This is a genomic window from Butyrivibrio sp. XPD2002 (assembly GCF_000423945.1).
Taxonomy (GTDB): domain Bacteria; phylum Bacillota; class Clostridia; order Lachnospirales; family Lachnospiraceae; genus Butyrivibrio.
Window position 1 is genome coordinate 1 of record NZ_AUIY01000018.1, and the last position, 20,019, is coordinate 20,019.

Below are 20,019 nucleotides of genomic sequence, written 5' to 3' on the forward strand. Positions count from 1 at the left end.
CGTGGAATTAAGACTGTATTTGAGAATAACTGGTGTCTTAAAACAAGAAATAATGATAAGATTTGTTTAAATGGTGGCAGATTGAAATTCCACAGCCACCCGGACGCGACTTAGTTCACTCAGATGAAAATCGGTCTGAAGCCCAAACAAAAGGACAGATTTTGAATATATGAAGTCTGTTTTTTTGTTTGGTCTTACACCGATTGTTCACGTTCCGAGATAATGTCTGTTTGTATTATTAAGTATAACATACCCCTTAGTGGGGCTAAGCTGCAGATCGGTGGTGCTAAATAAAAAAACAATAGTGCTGAGCAAAGATTAGCACCGGTGCTATCAGACCGAAATAATCAACCGTCACAGAAACATTCTTTGCTAGTCCGTTCTTTGCGTATACATATACATGACAGGTTCCGACACTGACTCCGTTGATATTGCCATTCTTATCAACAGTTGCAAGGAAGCAAGGATGGACGTAGCTCAGAAACTGTTTTCAAATTATTTGAATAAATTAAAGTATGTCCCATATTGCGGAAAACGGTGAAAAAAACTATAATGTAATTAACCGAAATGTATTTAGGCGAAATCAATTTCGGCAAAACGCAGTTTGACACTTGGAGGTGTTCTATGCAAGAAATTTTTAGAGGCAGAACAAAAGAACTTGCTGTTCTGGATAAAAAATATAAAAACGACAACTTTATTATGACTGTACTTTATGGACGGCGAAGAATTGGCAAGACTATGCTCATAAACAAATTCATAAAAGAGCATGATTGTAAACATATATCCTTCACAGCTGTTGAAAGAGGCGAGGCTGAGCTGTTATCAATGATGACGGAGTCTGTACTTGCAGCCTTGGCTCCGGATATGCTTGGAAACATCAGCTTTAACAGCTTTGAAAACATTTTTGATTATGTAGGAAAACAGGCCGAAAAAGAGAGGATTATCTTTGTAATTGATGAATATCCGTATCTGGCAAAGCAGTGCCCGTATATCCAGTCCGTTTTGCAGAAGTATATCGATACCAGCTGGAAAAACAGCAAACTATTCTTCATCATATGCGGTTCCCTCGTAAGCTTTATGAAAGATGAAGTTTTGGCTGAATCGGCTCCTCTCCATGGAAGAAGTGACCTTGAGCTGAAACTGAGGCCTTTCAACTATATTGAAACAGCACAGTTTCTTGATGGATATAATAGTGAAGATAAAGCAATCTGCTATGGACTCACCAATGGAGTGGCAAAATACATTGTACAGTTCGATACATCCCTTAGTCTTGAGGAAAACATCCTTGATCAGTTCTATTCTATTGGCGGATATTTCTCTGAGGAACAGATAAGGACCACTGTCACCAGTGAAAAACAGAGTCCGGCTTTATATAACTCCATCATATCTGCAGTAGCAACCGGACACACAAAAAACGGAGAGATTGCTTCATGTGTAGGTGCAGATGATGTGACCTATCCTCTTAAGGTCCTTACCAATGCAGAGATCCTTGAAAAGAGGATGTCAAAAAAACCTTATTACGTGCTTAATGATAGCATGCTCGAATTCTGGTTTCGATATGTAAACAGAGCAACAAGCTTAATAAACGCAGACAACGGCCAGGCATATTATTACTCAAATGTAAAAGATCATCTTCATGACTTTATGGGGAAAATATTTGAAAAAATGGCAAAAGAATACCTCATGCTCAATGCCGGCAATAATGGGCTCCCTATCTTGACTGAAATTACTGATTATCAGGATTCTGTTTTAGATGAAGAACGAAAACCTAAACAGATAGAAATAGATCTTCTTGGCAAAAATGGAAAAGACATTCTCCTTGTTGGTGAATGCAAATTTAAGAACTCCCAGTTTGACAAGTCTGATTTTCAAAATCTGATGGATAAGATAAAGTACCTTCCGGTCACAAATCCTCTGGTATGCATATTTTCTCTTGGCGGATTTTCTGATTATGTGAAAAACAACAAGGGAGATTGTTTGCTTATCGGAATCGATGATATGTATTGATATTTGCAAAAAAACAGCCAAGCAATTGCTTAGGCTGTTTTTTGGTATATTGCTTTTGTTTACAATATCAGTTCTTTATGAATTCTATTTTTCCAAGCTTTATTCTTCCACGTATATCTATGTCCATGTGCTGTGGATAAGCTGTTTTGTACTTATATATGCTCATTATGATTCCAAGAAAAGCATATGAAACCAACAGATTACTGCCGCCTGCCGATATGAATGGGAAGAATGATGAAAAGAACGGAATGATTCCAAAGGCTGCACCCATATTTACGAGGGCACTTGCTAAAAGAGCCATCATGCAGCCACTTCCCATTACCATACCAAGCTGATTTTTAGTTTTTGATGAAGCGATAAATCCTGCAACGAGCAGTCCCCCTACTGCAGCTATGACAGCAAGTACTGCAACTGTTCCCCATGTGGATGAGATATAAGTCAGGATATAATCACTGTCAGGACGCGGAAGCCTGTTGAAAATATCCTCAGAATTTCCACCTAATAGTCCTGATGATCTGGCAAATTCTCTTACGGTATTAATCTCATAATAAGCGGGAGAGTCTGCGTTAAACATGTGCTCTAATCTTGCTTTCTGATATTCTGCAAGAGTTCCTAAGGAATACGATCCCCATACTAAAATAATCGGAGATAAAATAAACACTGACCATATGCCTGCAATTACAGGAACTTTTGGCACTTTTATCCACCCCTTAGCGATTGCTATTGTAAGCTCAGCGAGCATGCTGATAGCCATAATTGCGGCGGGCATTTTCATATGATCAATGAATACAAGACCGCAGGGAATCATTATCCACAATAATGACTTGATCAATGCTCCTACTCCACCGCCCTTGTATTTATAGATGATTCCGCCATATAAGGGGACCATCAGAAGTAAGAGTGACGATGAAAGAATAGCGTTATGTCCTATGACAGCAAAGATTTCAAGCTCGTTCTCACCGATCATCACTATGACGAACAGTGTTATTGCGATAATTCTGGAAAACTTGGCTATAACTGTGTAGTCGATAAAATATACGATCAGCATCGTCAATATTCCAAGAATTGTGAAAAGAGCAAATGAGTAGCTACCACTGATTTTTAATTCAGCGAGCACTTCATCCCCAAGCAAGTCCATATTTTTAATTAGCATCATATGTATTACACAGCCGATAATGCCGACAACTACTCCCCCAAGCACCATTGTCCATGCAATCTGCGGTCTGTGTACCCTATCCATGGAAATTCCAACTTCTACCGGATCTCCCATATCCTCTATAGCCGCTTTTTCAGCAGCTTCTCTGTCCATGCCGGCAGCCATGTTATCTTCAATCTGGTCTTCTATATGTGCTATTATTTCTTCTGCAATTCCTCTGTGAGCCTTCTTGAAGCGCACCTGTTCAAGAAGTTTTTTGATATACTCCTCCATTGTCACACCTCCAGCGCCAGTACATTCATTATTGCCCCTGAATATACATTCCACTCTTCAGTTTTGCTTTTTAAAAGCTTTTTTCCCTCTTTGGTAATGCTGTAGTATTTTCTTGTTTTCCCCAAAAACTCCTGCTCGTATACCGTGAGCATCCCCTTATCTTCCAGTCCGTGAAGAAGCGGATACAAAGTACCGGCTTTAAGCTCAAAGACATTCTGGGACTTTTGCCTTAAAGTATCGATCATCTCATATCCGTACATATCTTTCTCTGACAAAAGCTTTAATATCAGCATGGTCATGCTTCCTGTTAGTAGAGATTTATCAACGGCCATGGTTGTCCTCCTTTATATAGATTGTCTATATATTGCTTACCTATATACTATATCGATAATCTATATATGTCAACATATTATCCATGAAGTTACAGAACTCTTCAAAAGAATACTGTTTGCTGCCATCGCCATACAATACAGGAATGGCTCATTTACAGGTAGAATTATTCGTGCTTTTGCAGATATGTTCATGTTCCATATAGCATTTTCCTACGCTCAATTGCTTTTTCAGTCAGTTCCTTTTGCATATCCTGCCGTTTCTGATACTCCTGGAGCTGTTTTTTCTGTCTTGCAGTCTTCTGTGCTCTGCGCTGGGCATTTGTATTGTTATTATTACGCTGTCTGTTTTGAGTACTCTGGCTTCTTATCTGGTTCATGAGTTCTTCCAGTTTTTCATCCTCTGTCAGCAGTTCTGCCTCTCGACCCTTTATAGCCATGTCAACATGCTGGATTGTTCCGGCTTCGCCGTTTTCTTTAAGGAACACACCTGTTTTTCTCACTTTGCCGTCAAGAACCTGATCTGCCCCGTCCATACGGAATTCTGTCTCTTCTGCTCCAAGGAAAATCGCTCCTACACCTGCATCCTTAAGACTCTTTAACTCATCACCCTCTTCACTTTTTTTGCATACATAGTTCATCCTCCGAATTATTATTCCTATTTATATAACGCACGAAGTACCCATTTCGTGACATAAAATATAGAAAAAATTGAAATTTTTCATAAAAAAGTAGGTACCAGCAAAACACTGGTACCCACCACTATGCAACAATTTCTTAATCTGGCGCCTGCTCCGTTTCCTTAGTCTGGCATAAAAAAAACTCCTAATTTTCACTCTGTTCGCCTGGAATATATGCAGTCTAAAAAGCCTTTTAAATACAGCTTACAATCTGCCCAAAGAGTATTTTTCCCTCTTCTTAACATCCGCATCCCCATGTGCCACATTTCCGTGAGCGGCACAGTGCGTTCCAACCGTTCATTTTTCGCCCATGTTGGAACAGTATGCAAATCTCTTTTACTTATTCCATATTTTGCTTCTATTATTGTCTGGGTATCCATGATGATTTCCTCCATTAACTTCCTCATGAAATACCCTTCGGCCGAAAGGTTTTATATCCTTTAATGTTATTTTATCTTGTCTATCAGTCTTCTCTTTTCCTCGCAAAGAGCGTCAACATCCGCGCCTTCAGTGATGTTCCATTCTTCTTCCAGATACTTGATCTGAAGCTCAACATACCTGATGGCATCTTCATATTTTCCAAGTATTTCATAAATCCTTGCCTGTGCCTGGAGATGATCCATGCAAATATGTTCCTTGTGGTTAGTTACATATATTTCCTCAGCCGTGTGATATCTTTCCAAAGCCTCCTCATGTTTTGCATTGGATGCATATATGCCTGCTACTTCAAACATCGCATCGTAGTTGTCATGGAACTTTTCCTCAATATCAGAAACTATTTTCCATGCATCCTCAGCACGATACTCAGCAAAAGCAATATATGCTTCATATACCGGAACTAAAACATCCTTATGATCAGGCAATTTTGAATAAGAATCCAAATATACAGCAGCCTCCTTGGTGCGATGATCAGCGATCAGGTTATCCATAAGGAACAGATAATTCCTGCCTATTTCAGGATGTTTTTCTATTAAATCCTTGAAAAACTCAATAGTACTGTTATGCTGTCTTGCGTTCCAGTCCCAGACTACTGCCCCTTCACTTTTTTGCAGGAGCCACTGATCCTCTTTTGCATTAGGATGAAAATTCATAGCCTTTCTGGCATACAAGCTAACATATCTGCTGTCACTAACTATTCTGTGATGATAAAGATGGGCCAGAAATGTATAAATCCTGCCATCCATTCTGTCAGGATGACTCTCATCATAATCATCTTTTATATCCAGCAGGAACTCCTTTGTATTATTAAACGCTTCATCCGTGAGCTCATTTTCATAATCAAGCATGTTTTCGATACGGTGGAGCTTTAGCTCTACAGATAGATCAAACAGTTCATCAATCGTAACCCCAAAGAATTCCGATATGGACGGGAGCAGTGATATATCCGGGGCACACACATTGTTCTCCCACTTAGATATAGACTGACTGCTTACTCCTAATGCGTCTGCAAGAGCCTCCTGCGTTGTACTAGATTTTAAACGAAGTGCCTTTATCTTGTTTCCAATATTCATTTTCGCGTCTCCTTATATGATTTTGAAGAAACGAAGCTTCATTTCAGTTCTTACAAGAATAATTGTAGAATATTGTCGTATTGCCCACAATGACGCAGTTTTCTAGTCGGTACAACCTGAGGTTGATTATTTATTCTTGTATTTTGTCATTCTTCCCCGGTCTTTTTAATATCTTCAGGGATATATACAAGCCCCACCTCGTCCAGTCTCACATCATATTTGAGACTATGATACTTTAGCGTGCGAAAGTTTATTGCTCTCACATGCCTATTTTATGGCATTCCTGCGATGATATGCTTTTTTAACAAAAACTCAGTCTCACGGTAGTCTCAAAATTTCATGAGACTACCATGAGACTAACTTGAGACCACATCAGTTCAAATTGTCCATGTTCAATCCAATCATCTATATATTGTAGTCGATTGGTTCTTTTGATGGAATATCTTGTATAAATATTCCAATTATTCCACTCATTCCACGGCTTTTTAGAAGTTTTTGTTGACATTTTGTTGATATTATCCGGTAGCAACCACTTGTTATGAATGTGGTTACATAAGTCATTTTTTCAAAAACTTATCTGCTATCTTCTCTAACTCTGTAAACTTAGAAGATCTCTTCACCAAATTTCTATTTTTATCTGGCTTGTTTGTCACCAGATCATACACTTTGTTTGCCCTATTCTCGATCGTATCAGCATGATCTCTGCACCATTTTAGCTGCTTTTGCATAAGTTCTTTATGATTTTTTATCTCGATAACATCATTCTTGTGTATTGTTAAATCCACTTTCTGTATAACGCTATCTATAACAGAAATCATATTATTGATGTTAAGAACACCTATAAGTTTACTTGTTCCATCCTCATTTTTCTTACTATCATCAAAAATTTTGATAAAATCAACCTGACTTTTCTTGTTCTGGAATTTAGGCTTTGGCGAAGTAAGTGGTATACAGTAATGCCTGCCATTGAGAAGTACAACAACTCCAACAAATGGTCTGTTCTCCTTTCCTCTCTGCGGAGATATAGACATAACATTATCATCCGCATTGGACAAATCCCTGATATATTTTAAGTCAATGTAGTAAAAGTTCAGTTTCTTCAAGTAATCATGCTCCTTAATAAATCGAGTAGGCTGACTCCTACTCGATTTCGCACACGAACATTCCGCACTTCGCGCTCCATGTTCTTACAACCGGCAAATGAATTTGTATGCAAGCATCCATTCGCTTGCCGGTCTTGTGCAACAAATAACGAGCTACGTCGCATGACGCAGCTCGTAAAATTCCTTTTCGCCGGTAGGGCTCCCATCTTAATAAAGTTCCCATTTGTTTTATATGGTAGGGCTCCCATCTGATAAAGCTCCCGATTATTTTATATGGTGGGGCTCCCATCTGATAAAGTTCCCATTTCGCTTGGTAAGGAAACCAATACATCTATTCGATGTAACTAAATACTAACATCTCCAAACATATGTTGCAATATCAAAAATACACAAATAATATTCATTATAGTTAGACGTGATTACATTCCCCTATTGTCGATAACGGCTATGCGCTAACTTTGTGTAATCGCCGGTCCTTTGGAGTTCCTGGGCTCGGATTAGTATGTCTGGAATATCTTTATTCATATTTCTTTCCACGCTATTTACCATTATTTCTTCGAATATTAGCTGTGTCCTGAACTGCTTTAGGCAACCCATCTGCTTTAACATAATCAAGCGGAATGACTAACTCTTGAATTTTGTCATCCTTGCCAGGCCTCTTGATATCGTCTGGCAAATAATCCAGCCCGACTTCCCTTAAGCTCATGACACTATCATAAATCCAGCCAACAGCCTGATTATCACAATACAAACAATAGCACCCAAACATCTTTTTTACTTTTACATCAAGCTTTATGAGTGCATCTAACCATTCTTGAACTATTTGCGGATCTTCATAAGCCATCTTATTCCCTCCGTAACGGTAACGTTATTACAGTGTTTGTATCTTGGAATTACGACCATTCATCACGCAGGATTCGCATCATAACAAAATCGCTGTACTCTCCGTTGTAGTAATAACCTTGTTCTTGGACGCCCTCCTGCTTGAAACCGATTTTTTTGTAGAATTTCAAAGCATCTGTATTGAGTCCCACTACTCCGATAGATACACGGTTCATTTCAAATTCATTAAAAGCCATATCCAACATGAGACGTATTGCCTCTGTACCATATCCTTTATGCTGCATTTCAGGATTTGGAATTATTATTGTCAAGTCGGTACAATGCCATGCAGGAAACATTCTGAGTAGCCCAGTTTCTCCTATAATTGCCCCGTTCATATCCGTGATAGTAAACCATACAGAATCTTCTGATTTATGGCATTTGTTGATATATTTTTTTTCTTCTTCCTCATTCGTAGTATCCGTAAATCCGCATTGAAACATAATTTCTGGCTGGTTGAACCATTCTGCAAAGAACTTTGCGTCCTCTTCTTTTTGTTCCCGTAGAATTATATATTTCCCTTTAATCTCAGCATGTATCATTTTTATAAACCTTCCAATTTACTGAATACAAAATCATTATCTCTGCTCTATCGCTAAAGCTCACATTCTGCATTTCTTAGTTAAATGGCTATGTTCAGTCTAGCCAAAATAGTTGGGGCTTCCCATACCTATTGTAGCCCAATGTCTGGCAAGTTCGAGCTCTGAATCAACATAGTCCTGATCATATTCTCCGTCTGCCTTCATTTCTTCAATATCTCTCTGACCCCCCCCTCTGGAGTTGACTCTCTGGAAATACCAATGCTTATTTCATTAAAGATATATGAAAGCTTGTACTTATGACTATATATTCAGACACTAGGGAATCTGCAAGAACACTGAGCATAGTCGTCTTACCATACTGCCTCGCCCTGTTAACCGTAAAATATTTCCCGTCATCAACAAGCTTTCTGATTTCCATAACTCTCTCTGTCAGATCCACCATATAATGTTTTGAGGGAATACATACTGCTGTCGTATTAAAAGTCTTCACTACAGTCTCCTTACAACTTTAACCTTTTTTATATTATATCGCATGATTGACACTTATCATATGAAAATCGCACAAACAAAAACACTGCTGTGTCCCGTATTCAGATAATCCAGCAGTGCTTTTAGTCGTTACCATCATTTATTTCTTATAAAAAAGCCGCAACACCTAAGGCTTCTCCCAAGAAAGCTGTTAACACACCTACTGTGAAAGTCATTTTTCTGTATCAGGGCACTGAATTAATGGCATTATCAGGCAAGCTTATTCTGATCCTGCAGCATTTCACGACGCTCAATAGCTTCCTCAGTCAACTGTTTCTGATAATCCTTTTTCTTGTAATATTCCTCAAGCTTCTTCTTTTGTCTGGCAGCTTTTTGAGCTCTCCTCTGAGCGTTAGTATTATTATTGTTTCTCTGTCGATTCTGAGTACTCTGATTTCTTATCTGTTCCATTAACTGATCAAGCTTTTCTTCATCCGATAATAGTTCAGCCTCGCGTCCTTTTATAGCCATATCCACATGCTGGATAGTCCCTGCTCCCCCGTTCTCTTTTAGGAACATGCCTGTTTTCCGGATCTTTCCGTCAAGAACCTGATCTGCGCCATCCATTCTGAATTCTGTCTCTTCTGCTCCAAGGAAAATCGCTCCGACGCCTGCATCCTTAAGACTCTTTAACTCATCGCCGTTTTCAGTCTTAAACCACACTTTGAGCTGATCAAAAACCTCATCATTTTCATCGATCCAGCCGTTACTATCTGTATCATATTCTGCAAGATCCTTGAAGCCATCACCACTTTTCACTCCAAAAAGCTCATTTCCATCGTTAATCTTGCCATCTCCATTTTTATCCAGTGCCAGGAATCCGCTTCCTTCACCAAGCGTAGAGATCTCATCCTCTTTTCCATCAGCATCCAGGTCAAATTTGAATTTCTTATCACTAAGCTCTGTAGTGTCGGATCCTGTATTTATGATAAGTGGATCAAACAGCGCATCTAGCGGAGAAGCCATCGGTACAAAAACTTCTGACACTTTGCATCGTTCCATAGAGGCGTTCATATCAACATCAATACTTCTACCATCTGTAGTTTTGACTGTTCCCTTAGCTTCATATGTTGTCATTTCCTTCTCTGTTGTTTTATCGACAAGACCAACAAATCCCATGTTGCTGCCTTTTCCCGTCTGGCCGTACTGTTTATCATAATATCTTGACGCTGTACTGTTTATTTCACTCTGATCAATTCGCATATATATTTCCTCCAGATACTTCCGAGACACAAAAAGCGCCTTAGTTCAAATTAGATCCCTCGAACCAAAGCGCTTTCCGTAGCTTTAATCTATGTTATTTTTCCCTTATGCCAGCCAGTTTCCTAAAAATGATGAAAGTCCATAGTTTCCGGTAAGACCATAGCTGCTTCCCAGCCCATAGCTATTCATCAATCCATAAAGGCTGTTGGTCCCATACAATCCATTGCTGCCATAAGCACTGGTTGTACTATTCCTTACAGCTGTCGCAGCCACGCTCTGAATCAGTGTAGAATTAGAACGGATCCTCTGACCAAATGAACCATCCCGTCCAAGCAGGTTTTTGACTTTATCCTTATCAGCTGCCTTAAATTTCTTTTCATCAATGCTTAGTGTTCCATTTTTGCTGTTATAGCTGATACCAATTTCACTAAGAGCATCTTTATTCCCGGCAGCATCATTTTTCATGGCAGTAGCTCTGGTTCCGATAATTGTAGCTGTGCTGTTCTTTGCCTGAGAAACAATGTCATTATATCCATCAACAAGATTCTTTGCACTGTTATACAGCTCATCAGTATTTTTATCACTGTAGATATAATCGCTGCCAAGTGTCTTCCCGGCTGCCTCAGCCTTTACACCGCCCTCAAGCACAGAACTGTTTGCTCTGGCTGAACTACCATAAAGCTTGTTATGCAGATTGCTGCTTCCCGTTGAACGGATATTTCCAGCGTTTCCATACCTGCCTGATGAAGAAGCTCCGGTATTTATACGAGTACCTGATTCAACAGCCTCTCGTCTTTCTGCCCTGGACATTTTCATAAAAGTATCCGCATAGCTTGCCTGCGCAACAGCCTGACCTTTGGTAAGCTGTTGTCTTCCACTTTTTCTTACGGATCCCGTTCCATAGCCACTCCAAACTGAGCCGGCACCACCGATCCTGCTCATTAGCGCGCCTACATAATCCATCCCAAAATTCATGCGATTACCTCCTCACAAGGAGCTTTTTCCTTTGCTATTTCAAGTATCGTCCATGAAATGAGACAATTAAATAGGATTGTAACGAACGGACAGTTTAATGTAATGAATAGTCATTTTTCTTTTGACTGCAGCATTACCGTAACGATAAAAGTATTATTATCAGTCTCCACTTTGACTCCGCCAAGATATTTTTCTGCGATGTTTTTTACACTTTCTAGCCCAATACCATGCTGCCCGTTATATGTTTTTTCCTTTTTCCTGCTAACTATCGAGCTATCTTTGTCCCGTATCACAGTTCCATCATAGGAATTTTCTGCTTTTATCAGATAAAAGTTATCTTTTGAAGTCCCATATAGCTTAATAAATCGTTCTTTTTCCGATACCAATGCCACCGCTTCCAATGCATTATCTAAAAGGTTATTGAGTACAATAGCCATATCCATAGCACTGATGCTCTTATCATCAGGGTAAGAGAACTCACACTCAAAGGTACATCCCTGCTTTTCTGCCTGAGTTGCCGCTTCATTTATTACAACATCAGTAACCGGATTACCTGTAGAATATTTCACCCCACTGGCATTCAGCTCTATATCCATTTCACTTAAAAAATCACTTGCATCCTGATAGCGATTATTCTCGATAAAACTCTTTAAAATCATCAGCTTTCCTGCCATATCATGACGCAGAGTCCTGATCTGATCGTGATGTTTTTCAGTAAATTCTATCTTTTTTCTCAGAAACTCCTGCTCCTGCACCTGTTCCTGAAGCAAAAGGTCTTCTTCCTTTAAGCGCCTATACCGCTGCCAGGTTGCTATGGCTGATAATTCACCTATAAAGATAAGCACTGCAAGAATTGGCAGAGTATATCTAAGACTTCTCTTTTCGTCCAGCAAAACAAATACTTCCTTTTGCATGGGAACGACCATGACATCTACGATCATGTATGAGATAAAATAAGATACCGCAGAGTAGATTGAAAGATAGACGGCTTCCGTCCAGGTCATATCATACTGTTCTGGACAAATTCTTTTTATTAATAAAAATTCTACCTCCACCATAACAGTCATAAATAATACTTGAGCAAGCATCAGCAAAAACATCCTGAGCCACAGTTCTTCTATCGCTCCTTCCAGCGAATAATCTATACTTCCTATGACCATGTCTGTTATTGAATTAGAAGCTGCTGTATTGATCAGATGCCAGACATAATATACGTTCTGCCAGAGAAAAAACACAAAGATCATGTGTGGCATAGCTTTTTTATCATAAAAATAAAATATTGCTGCGATTGTCAGAACACTTATTATGGTAAATAGCCCTTTTACAGGGAAAGGAAGAGAATACAGGCATAATGCCTCAATCGTAATTACTGCTGATAACACAATCCTCTTTACACTGTTCAAGACCTCTTTTTTTATAAACAGGCTCATGAAAAAATACAAAAATATGCCACGTATCAGAATTATTGATACTCCATAAAATTCTTCTATTATCCTAATTTGCACTTCTGACATATACACCAATTACCTCGTCACAAAATATGATCCATGTATGCTTTAACAAAATCCGCATATTTATATTTGGAGATAATGATAGAATCTCCGCTGTCCATAATGGCTTCTGTCCTTGTGTACCCTCTGATATGGTTCAAATTCACAAGATATCCTCTATGTATTCTGAAAAACTCTTTTCCCAGTTCCTCTTCAAATTCTGACATTCTTTTATACACTTCAAAGCTTTTGCCTTTGAGATGTACAGTAGTTTTCCTGCCATTACTTTCTATATACAAAATATCCTTGATGGCTATCTGGATTGTTATTCCACCTGTCTGGATTGTTGTGTATTGTTCTCCTGTATCCGCTTCATATGCAGCTTCACATATCATCTGGGCATCCATTTTTTTCAGTTCTTCCACTGCTCTTCGAAGTTCAGACTCAAATGCGGCTTTGGATATTGGTTTAAGAAGATAACCGTAAGCCCTTACACCAAAAGCATCTCCCATTCTGTCGGGAATACCGGTAACAAATATGATAAGCGGCCTTGAAGCCCTGATACTGCGGCCACTCCCTTCAATTCTTTCCCCCAGAGCTTTTGCTGCCTCAATTCCATCAGTACCACCCATAGCTATATCAAGAAAAAGCACATCTATTTTGGATCCTGAATCTATGTCCTTTATGAGGTCTTCAGCTGATGAATACTCCTTTATTTCTGCGTTATACACACTTCCGGAAAGCCATCCGTAAAGTAATTCTCGTACTGCTTTTTCATCATCACAGATTGCAAAACACATTTTTCCCATAATGTGTGAACCCACTTTCCTCTTTTATTGTCTATTACATCCATATCATCAAAACTAACAATCATAATGCCGTTAACAACAAAGTTATCTCCATAGACATAACAAAAAGCTTAACATGATTCTTCATGTAAGCTTTTTGAATTTCAACTTTATTTTAATCATAACATTATGCCAGCACTCTCTATAGGTCAATGTTATGAATGGTCAGTTTTATGTCATGAGTGGACATTACTCCTTCTTATCAACAGCCCGTGGTAGCAGTGATGAAAGTGCATCCGAATATCTTCCCTGGCTATTATATGTTCCGCCACCTCTTGCTGCAGCATTAGTAATGGCTCTTCCTTTGTCACTCATCTTTGATGCAAACGAATTATACCCGGTGAAAAGTGTCTTTAGTGTTTTTATATCTGAACTCTTAAGCTTATCCTCATCCACTTCAAGCTTATTATTGGCTCCTACACTTATGCCCACCTTGTTTAATAGCTCCTCATTTACTTCAGTTGTTTTAATCATCCATGTAGCAGAACGTAGCACATCTTTGGTGTTTGACTCTGCAGCGCCATCCAATGTTCGGTTGTAACTATCCACAAAGCTCTTAACAGCCTTGCTGATACTATCCCAATCGTACTCTTCAGTTACTGTCTCTTCACCTGCTTCTTCGTTCATTGTAGTCTTCTGCTTTTTCTGCCAAAGAGAGTCCTTCATCAGATTCTGCGCAGCTTTCGTCAATGTTCCTGCATTACTTGCCATAGAAGTAAGCTTTGCATGCGAGTCCTTACCTGCAGCAGCATTTTCTGCTTTCTGCTTGGCATAGTATGCTTTCACAAGCTTTTTGTACGAGCCATTTCGGAGCATAGCATAATCAGAAACACTAAAAGGACTTGTTGCACTTGTGCTGGTATTTATATTTAGCCCCGATAAAAAAGAGCTTGCATTCTGATTATAATCGCTGAAATCATAATCAGATTTATCATAATAACTACCACTTAATGAGTCTCTTATCGTTGACATCTCCTTGCCCTCCTTTGCTTCGACTTATAATAATCATCAAAAAGTTTGTTTGCAGCTTTCAATGTTTCATTACATATAGATGGAAGATCTCTCCCCCATGCACCAGTAGCCAAATTAAATCCCTTTTCCATAGCTTTCTGCATCTTTTTCATTTTCTCTACATCATCTCCTGCAAGAGCTGATGCAAAGTCAAAAAGTCTCTGAGAAGTCTGCTTTACGCCATAGTATCCATCTTCAGAAATATCCTTTTGTGCCTGAGCCTTAGTTGTTGCATCAACCTTGAAATTGCCACCAGCCAGTCTTTTCCAAAAGCTGTCATCTGTTGCCTTTCCAAAAGCTGAAACCTGACCTTCCAATGTTTTCCTGACAATTTCCAGAAGCTTGTTTCTCTGATCCTCTTCAGCATGTTTCATCTGCTGAACTATTGCTGCTCTGTCTGCAGGTGACTTCTTATTTATGCTATATAACCCTGCATCCTTTTCAGCCGTCTTCTCGTAAACTGCCGCAGATTCTTTATTCTCGCTTGCTACTTCCTGAACACTGTCAGTTTTCTTTCCATTTTCAGAACTATAGTTTTCTGTGTTCATGACTGAATAATCAGTATTCTGAATGTTTCCTACTAATCCTGTACTCATAACAAATATCTCCTTTATTAACATCTGTTAATCATTTAGTTATAAAAAAGCTATATTTCTGCATCAACCATGCCACCTACTTCTGTCATTCCAGAGTCCTGTACCATCACGGGCATCTCATCTCCGCCAAGTGATAGCGAAACACCGCTATCAAAACCTGATGAAACTGACGATTTCCCCAAATTCTCTTTTTCTGCCTGAAGTCTTTCAAACATTGCCTTTAGATATTTTAAGTCAGCCTTCATGATATCCCTTGCTTCATCAGATCTGTGTTTAGCCTTTAGCTGTTCAAGATCCTGCGGCTCCATGGCTCCTGAAAGTGCCTCAGCCATCTCATCTAGCTCCTGATCTAGCTGAGCCGTTTCCTCAGCCTCTTCATACATCTCCTCAGCAGACATTTCCAGCTTTTCCATAAGAGCTTCGAACTCTTCCTGTTCAAGTTCCGTTATTTCCTCATCCGACTGAACTTTTTCTAAAGGATTTTCTTGCTCAGAAGGCAATTCTTCGTCCATATTCTGCTCAGCAGTTTCTTCCATTTTCAGGTTCTTCTTTTTCTTCTCACAGGCACGTTGAACCATTTCCGCATGCAGGATTGCCCTCAGAATCTCTTCATCATCGTATTCTCCGGTTTTCAGCTTCTTCTGAAGGTTCCCGATTTTCATCCTGATCCCGATTGAAACCTGAGCAGCTTTTGCGGAAGTCTTGGCACTTAATACCTGTGCTGAAACCTGCTTGAAGCTATACATAGCAGGTCTCTTCTTTTTAGAGCTGTTACTCGTTTTCCTTGGCCTGGACATAGAGATAGTCCCTACATGGTTACCATTAAGGTCATATAAGCGCTTTGAGTAATACTCTGTATTTCCTCTGATCTGTAGTTCATATCCATACATAGTTATCGCCTTCTCCACTTCGTTCCGCATACAGTCTTACTAAGCTCACAAGTTCGCTAAGTGCGACTAGCCTCCTTGCTTCGCTACGCAAAAAGATTTTTCATAACCACATTATCATCCAGTTCCATACATCTATATCATCATGGTTCTCTATTCTGAACACTCCGTCCTTAATGTCAGATGCTGAAAATTCACCCCAGCCTCCTCCACCGCCTACTCCGGGTATTTTATAATATCCCCCGACAAAAACAAATAGAGGCTGTTCTTCTATCTCAGCATCAGGATATGCTTCCTTTAAAGCTTCTCCATCAATATATATGTAATCCCCATCGTACCCTGTAACTACCTTTTCTTCTGTATCTTGCACAACCGTATCCATCTTTGTCATGCTGTAAATGCCACTTATATCCAACGGGTTATTACGCTTGTACGAAAAGCATTTTATTCCAAAGATTGAAGCTATAAGTGCCATTATGAAAAGGACACCACCGGCTAAAACCACTTTTCTGTTATAGCCATTCCTCTCAAGTATCCTGTGGATCCTTTTATTTAGCACCTTATAATTATCATCCCATGCAAAAAGGAACCCTTCTTCGCACTTCATGTTTTTTCGGGACAACATGATTTCCCTGGCATTTGCCAGAAGTGATTCACCATAATCAAAAGGATCAATCCCATTCATTTGCATAGTCACAGCATCACAAACATCTTCAAGATCCCTTTTTATGTACTTTGCAGCAATATGAAGAAAAACATTAGGCCACAAAAGACACCGCACCATATCATATCCGGCAATTATCCAAAGATGTCCCAGTTTAATGTGAGTTTCTTCATGCTTTATAACTATAAGAGCATTCTGCACGTCAAGCTTTTCCGGAATAACTATTATAGGATGGATACAACCTATGCAGAAAGGGGAAATAGTACCCGGATATTTTCTAATTTCATTATCAAAGCCGCAGGACGTGGCTTTATCCAGCCCCTTCACAAATTTATTTAGTCGCCTTCTTCTGTATATAAAATATGTCGCAAATATGAATATTCCAACTATATAGATAATTGAAACGATCCTGTGTGCACATAACAGATTCCATCTGCCCAATGTATACCACCCGGCTTTGGTTTCGAAAATAAGCTTAAGTTTTCCGCAAAATAAACAAAGGATCAATAGTCCCCAAGAAGCAGCCTTCGCAAATACTCTATCTGCTAAGACAGTCTTTCTAAGGAACATAATGATCCCCAAAACCAGTACTGATATAAGCGCACAGAAACCTAAAATGATCGAATAATAAACGACCAAAAATTCAAAAAACTGTGATAAATTTGTAAAGAATTGCTGCAGTCCTTGCATAACATACCTCTGCTCATCCGTGAGCTACTTATTCTTCTTTGCATTCTTTATAATGTTTTCAAGTTCCTTTATCTGATCTTCAGTAAGTGACTCTGCCTCCAGAAAAGAAAAAGCCGCACCTAGTTTATTTCCTCCAAAATAATTATTGGCAAAATCTATGCTCTTTTCACGTCTGCATTCTTCCTTTGTCTTTATGGGAAGATAATGATAAACTCTGCTATCTTTTTCATCTACTGTATATGAAATAAGATTCTTCTTGCACAGCCTGTTGATAAGAACTCTCACCATTCGCTGCGACATTTTGTCCTGTCCGGGAAGTCTCTCACATATCTCTACAGAAGTAAGGTCTCTTCCAGCATCCCAAAGTGTCTCCATTATCAGCCATTCACTCTTACTAGGAAGCATTTCTTCTCTTTTCATGAAAATCTCCTCAAAATACCACATAATCCGATATGTTACCTTTTCATAATAACATATCGGATAATGTGTGTTAATAATTAATAGCTGTTAATGATTTTTTTTGATTTTTTATTTTTTCGACTCAAGTCTTTACATCAATACTCACACTGACGCCTTCTGCTGCAGACACCTCTGTTCCTGTTGATTTTGCAATCTTTTCATCAATATGAGGAACCTTTGTATTGTGCGTGGACTCTGAAACCACAGAAACCTTCACGCCACCGACATCGATCTGCTGTGCCTTTGCATTTTCTTCGTCTGAGAATCCTGATGCACTTGCCTGTGCATTTGCAACTCTGTCTGCTTCTTCCGCTCTTCTTTCTGATGCAGCCTCCTGAAGATGCTGTTCCTGCCACCTTCTCTCAGCTCTCTTCTTTTCACGCGCTGCTTCAGCTCTTTCATTCTCTTTCTGCAGGGTCGCATCAGCTTCCCTGGCTTTCTGCATTTCCTTATTAGTCTCAGCAATCTGCTCCATATTGTTATTTGCTATGTCTTCAGATCTTTTCTGAGTTTCAGCCAGTTCTTCTTTCTTTTTTGTGGTATCCGCGCCGGATGCCTCATCTCTCTTGATCTCAGCATCCAAAACACCGGCCTTACCATCCATCTGCTTTTTCACTCCCTGCTGAAGCTGTATCTGTTTCATGGATGTACTGGCAGATATAAGAGACTGAGTCATTACATTTGTTAAAGCCATTACACACACCTCCTTGTATTAAATAATGGAAGTTCTGATCTCACTTCGTTCGCCAGAACACGTTCGGACTAGGCTCAAAAATACTTCGCCAAGTCCTCTCAGCTCTACCAAAGGCTTCGGAAAGTTAACCAAAAACCATTATAGATTTTTCACGAAACGACCTTTTTCAATCATGAATGGACTGGCTTTACATTAAATTACCATCATAGCTGTGAAAATAACTGTATCATCCTCCTGTTCCAGTTGTGTTGTTCCAAAATACTTTTCTGCAATTCTTCGCATATTTTTCAGTCCATAACCATGCTTATCAAAATCCGGCTTCGATGTTCTCACAAGTCCATCCTCATCAGAAATCCATAAAACACCGCTAAAACTGTTCCTGACCTGAACCATGAACATATCACCACTACGCCAGGATTTTATCTCAACAAACGGATTATCCTGACCTTCAGCAGCCCTAATTGCATTTGAAAGAGCGTTATTTAAAATAACACCCACATCTATAGATTCTACTTTTCCTTCCTCCGGATAGTGAAAATCATCTACAAATCGTATTCCAGCATCTTCAGCTTGTCTCCGTTTCTCTGAAATCACTATATCCGTGACTGGATTTCCGGTCTTTGCATTTATGTCTACTGTATGGAAATCCTCAGACCAATCATTTAGGTATTGTAAAGCCTGATCACTACTGTTTTCCTTTATTAGATTACCGAGTACCATAATATGATTGTTGATATCATGCCTAATTCCACGGAAATCCGAATAGACCTTCTCCATAGAATGAACATGCCCTGAAAGTTCGTCGATCTGACTGTGTATAAGTGAGTTTTGCAGTACTTCTTCCTCTGATGCCTTTATCTTATGATAAAAATAAATTACCGCCATCATGGCAAGAAAAGCTATCACTCCGAACACAGCGCATATTCCATGATATACAGGATACCTATGCCCGAAATAGTCACCTGCAGCTTTTTCAAAGGCTTCCTCCATAAATGTACATATCCAGTATGATGCAATTATTGCTATGTATGTTGTGGACAAAAAAGCCAGCTCTCTCCATTCCATTAACTCTTTCTTGCGCTTGTATATGACCTTAATCAGATGAATTCCAAAGCTCAGAACAGCGCACCGTATTACCGCATGAATAGCCTGCGCCAAACCATAAAGCATAATCTGCTGTAAATCTCCTGTCACTTTTGGATTCATAAAAGTCACAGAGCTTATAAGATTCCATGGCAAAACAGCAAGCTCCATTGATATCCACAAAAGCAGATACATCGTCATTGATAAAAACATCATTTGCGGAGCGTTCACCCTCTCTACGAAAACGGAGGCAATACATACCGCACTGCAGCCAAGAGCATAGGCAATTACCCCGGAAAAGTTCACCGGAACAAAATACAATATAGACATCACTCCTGCATAGACCACTCCGAGTATAACTGTGCGCACTCTTCTTCTCAAAAAAGGTATGTAAAAAACCGAAACAAG

21 protein-coding genes are annotated in these 20,019 nt (G+C 39.4%); 1 reads left to right on the plus strand and 20 read right to left on the minus strand.

Annotated features, from left to right (window positions below; translation table 11 throughout):
• The first annotated feature begins 624 nt into the window (after positions 1-624).
• A complete protein-coding gene (locus G587_RS0110035; protein WP_026492123.1) occupies positions 625-2,007 on the plus strand; it encodes an ATP-binding protein in 1,383 nt (460 codons plus the stop codon).
• Between the two features lie 67 nt (positions 2,008-2,074).
• Here the strand turns inward: G587_RS0110035 and G587_RS22305 are convergent, their stop codons facing one another.
• From G587_RS22305 to G587_RS0110145, 20 genes are all read right to left on the minus strand, one after another.
• Positions 2,075-3,436: an FtsW/RodA/SpoVE family cell cycle protein gene (locus tag G587_RS22305; protein ID WP_051200951.1), complete on the minus strand. Its 1,362-nt coding sequence runs from the start codon at positions 3,434-3,436 to the stop codon at positions 2,075-2,077.
• A gap of 2 nt (positions 3,437-3,438) precedes the next feature.
• The gene (locus G587_RS0110045) at positions 3,439-3,768 is read right to left on the minus strand and encodes a PadR family transcriptional regulator (RefSeq protein ID WP_026492124.1); all 330 of its coding nucleotides are present in this window, start codon (positions 3,766-3,768) and stop codon (positions 3,439-3,441) included.
• A gap of 188 nt (positions 3,769-3,956) precedes the next feature.
• Entirely contained in the window at positions 3,957-4,406 is a 450-nt protein-coding gene (locus G587_RS0110050; RefSeq protein WP_026492125.1) for a hypothetical protein, read from the minus strand.
• A gap of 191 nt (positions 4,407-4,597) precedes the next feature.
• Positions 4,598-4,852: a hypothetical protein gene (locus G587_RS0110055; RefSeq protein ID WP_155829490.1), complete on the minus strand. Its 255-nt coding sequence runs from the start codon at positions 4,850-4,852 to the stop codon at positions 4,598-4,600.
• 39 nt (positions 4,853-4,891) lie between these two features.
• Positions 4,892-5,956, minus strand: a complete 1,065-nt coding sequence (locus G587_RS0110060) for a helix-turn-helix domain-containing protein (RefSeq protein ID WP_026492127.1) — start codon at positions 5,954-5,956, stop codon at positions 4,892-4,894.
• Positions 5,957-6,513: 557 nt separating this feature from the next.
• Entirely contained in the window at positions 6,514-7,059 is a 546-nt protein-coding gene (locus G587_RS0110065) for a type III toxin-antitoxin system ToxN/AbiQ family toxin (protein ID WP_026492128.1), read from the minus strand.
• 538 nt (positions 7,060-7,597) lie between these two features.
• Positions 7,598-7,903, minus strand: coding sequence for a hypothetical protein (locus G587_RS0110075; protein ID WP_026492130.1), 306 nt, complete (start codon positions 7,901-7,903; stop codon positions 7,598-7,600).
• A 49-nt stretch (positions 7,904-7,952) separates the two neighbouring features.
• Positions 7,953-8,483, minus strand: a complete 531-nt coding sequence (locus tag G587_RS0110080; RefSeq protein ID WP_026492131.1) for a GNAT family N-acetyltransferase — start codon at positions 8,481-8,483, stop codon at positions 7,953-7,955.
• 262 nt (positions 8,484-8,745) lie between these two features.
• Positions 8,746-8,973 (minus strand): hypothetical protein, encoded by a 228-nt coding sequence (locus G587_RS0110090; protein ID WP_026492132.1) that lies wholly within the window; start codon positions 8,971-8,973, stop codon positions 8,746-8,748.
• Positions 8,974-9,221: 248 nt separating this feature from the next.
• Complete coding sequence (locus G587_RS24425; RefSeq protein ID WP_051200952.1) at positions 9,222-10,214, minus strand: hypothetical protein; 993 nt, start codon at positions 10,212-10,214, stop codon at positions 9,222-9,224.
• Positions 10,215-10,319: 105 nt separating this feature from the next.
• On the minus strand, positions 10,320-11,189 hold the full coding sequence (gene fliD, locus G587_RS0110100) for a flagellar filament capping protein FliD (protein WP_026492133.1): 870 nt from the start codon (positions 11,187-11,189) through the stop codon (positions 10,320-10,322).
• A gap of 110 nt (positions 11,190-11,299) precedes the next feature.
• Positions 11,300-12,592 (minus strand): sensor histidine kinase, encoded by a 1,293-nt coding sequence (locus G587_RS0110105; RefSeq protein ID WP_196812553.1) that lies wholly within the window; start codon positions 12,590-12,592, stop codon positions 11,300-11,302.
• Between the two features lie 128 nt (positions 12,593-12,720).
• The gene (locus G587_RS0110110; protein WP_051200953.1) at positions 12,721-13,488 is read right to left on the minus strand and encodes a LytR/AlgR family response regulator transcription factor; all 768 of its coding nucleotides are present in this window, start codon (positions 13,486-13,488) and stop codon (positions 12,721-12,723) included.
• 228 nt (positions 13,489-13,716) lie between these two features.
• Positions 13,717-14,499 (minus strand): hypothetical protein, encoded by a 783-nt coding sequence (locus G587_RS26250; RefSeq protein ID WP_242830068.1) that lies wholly within the window; start codon positions 14,497-14,499, stop codon positions 13,717-13,719.
• Positions 14,487-15,134 (minus strand): hypothetical protein, encoded by a 648-nt coding sequence (locus tag G587_RS0110120; RefSeq protein ID WP_026492137.1) that lies wholly within the window; start codon positions 15,132-15,134, stop codon positions 14,487-14,489. Before G587_RS0110120 ends, G587_RS26250 begins: the two co-directional genes overlap by 13 nt.
• Positions 15,135-15,184: 50 nt before the next feature.
• Positions 15,185-16,054: a hypothetical protein gene (locus tag G587_RS0110125; RefSeq protein ID WP_155829492.1), complete on the minus strand. Its 870-nt coding sequence runs from the start codon at positions 16,052-16,054 to the stop codon at positions 15,185-15,187.
• A 70-nt stretch (positions 16,055-16,124) separates the two neighbouring features.
• Entirely contained in the window at positions 16,125-17,255 is a 1,131-nt protein-coding gene (locus G587_RS0110130) for a M56 family metallopeptidase (RefSeq protein ID WP_026492139.1), read from the minus strand.
• Positions 17,256-17,399: 144 nt separating this feature from the next.
• On the minus strand, positions 17,400-17,795 hold the full coding sequence (locus tag G587_RS0110135) for a BlaI/MecI/CopY family transcriptional regulator (protein WP_026492140.1): 396 nt from the start codon (positions 17,793-17,795) through the stop codon (positions 17,400-17,402).
• A gap of 121 nt (positions 17,796-17,916) precedes the next feature.
• Positions 17,917-18,528, minus strand: a complete 612-nt coding sequence (locus tag G587_RS0110140; RefSeq protein ID WP_026492141.1) for a hypothetical protein — start codon at positions 18,526-18,528, stop codon at positions 17,917-17,919.
• Positions 18,529-18,720: 192 nt separating this feature from the next.
• Positions 18,721-19,992 carry a sensor histidine kinase gene (locus tag G587_RS0110145; RefSeq protein ID WP_196812554.1) on the minus strand — a complete coding sequence of 424 codons (1,272 nt, stop codon included), beginning with the start codon at positions 19,990-19,992 and terminating at the stop codon, positions 18,721-18,723.
• Positions 19,993-20,019 lie beyond the last annotated feature (27 nt).

What these genes read in the sequence shown, in the direction of transcription:
- G587_RS26250 (WP_242830068.1), bottom strand. Translation starts at nt 14,499, where the DNA reads ATGTCAACGATAAGAGACTCATTAAGTGGTAGTTATTATGATAAATCT.
- G587_RS0110135 (WP_026492140.1), bottom strand. Translation starts at nt 17,795, where the DNA reads ATGAAAAGAGAAGAAATGCTTCCTAGTAAGAGTGAATGGCTGATAATG.
- G587_RS0110060 (WP_026492127.1), bottom strand. Translation starts at nt 5,956, where the DNA reads ATGAATATTGGAAACAAGATAAAGGCACTTCGTTTAAAATCTAGTACA.
- G587_RS0110130 (WP_026492139.1), bottom strand. Translation starts at nt 17,255, where the DNA reads ATGTTCCTTAGAAAGACTGTCTTAGCAGATAGAGTATTTGCGAAGGCT.
- G587_RS0110045 (WP_026492124.1), bottom strand. Translation starts at nt 3,768, where the DNA reads ATGGCCGTTGATAAATCTCTACTAACAGGAAGCATGACCATGCTGATA.
- G587_RS0110140 (WP_026492141.1), bottom strand. Translation starts at nt 18,528, where the DNA reads ATGGCTTTAACAAATGTAATGACTCAGTCTCTTATATCTGCCAGTACA.
- G587_RS24425 (WP_051200952.1), bottom strand. Translation starts at nt 10,214, where the DNA reads ATGCGAATTGATCAGAGTGAAATAAACAGTACAGCGTCAAGATATTAT.
- fliD (WP_026492133.1), bottom strand. Translation starts at nt 11,189, where the DNA reads ATGAATTTTGGGATGGATTATGTAGGCGCGCTAATGAGCAGGATCGGT.
- G587_RS0110055 (WP_155829490.1), bottom strand. Translation starts at nt 4,852, where the DNA reads ATGAGGAAGTTAATGGAGGAAATCATCATGGATACCCAGACAATAATA.
- G587_RS0110080 (WP_026492131.1), bottom strand. Translation starts at nt 8,483, where the DNA reads ATGATACATGCTGAGATTAAAGGGAAATATATAATTCTACGGGAACAA.
- G587_RS0110050 (WP_026492125.1), bottom strand. Translation starts at nt 4,406, where the DNA reads ATGAACTATGTATGCAAAAAAAGTGAAGAGGGTGATGAGTTAAAGAGT.
- G587_RS0110035 (WP_026492123.1), top strand. Translation starts at nt 625, where the DNA reads ATGCAAGAAATTTTTAGAGGCAGAACAAAAGAACTTGCTGTTCTGGAT.
- G587_RS0110125 (WP_155829492.1), bottom strand. Translation starts at nt 16,054, where the DNA reads ATGCGGAACGAAGTGGAGAAGGCGATAACTATGTATGGATATGAACTA.
- G587_RS22305 (WP_051200951.1), bottom strand. Translation starts at nt 3,436, where the DNA reads ATGGAGGAGTATATCAAAAAACTTCTTGAACAGGTGCGCTTCAAGAAG.
- G587_RS0110120 (WP_026492137.1), bottom strand. Translation starts at nt 15,134, where the DNA reads ATGAGTACAGGATTAGTAGGAAACATTCAGAATACTGATTATTCAGTC.
- G587_RS0110075 (WP_026492130.1), bottom strand. Translation starts at nt 7,903, where the DNA reads ATGGCTTATGAAGATCCGCAAATAGTTCAAGAATGGTTAGATGCACTC.
- G587_RS0110110 (WP_051200953.1), bottom strand. Translation starts at nt 13,488, where the DNA reads ATGGGAAAAATGTGTTTTGCAATCTGTGATGATGAAAAAGCAGTACGA.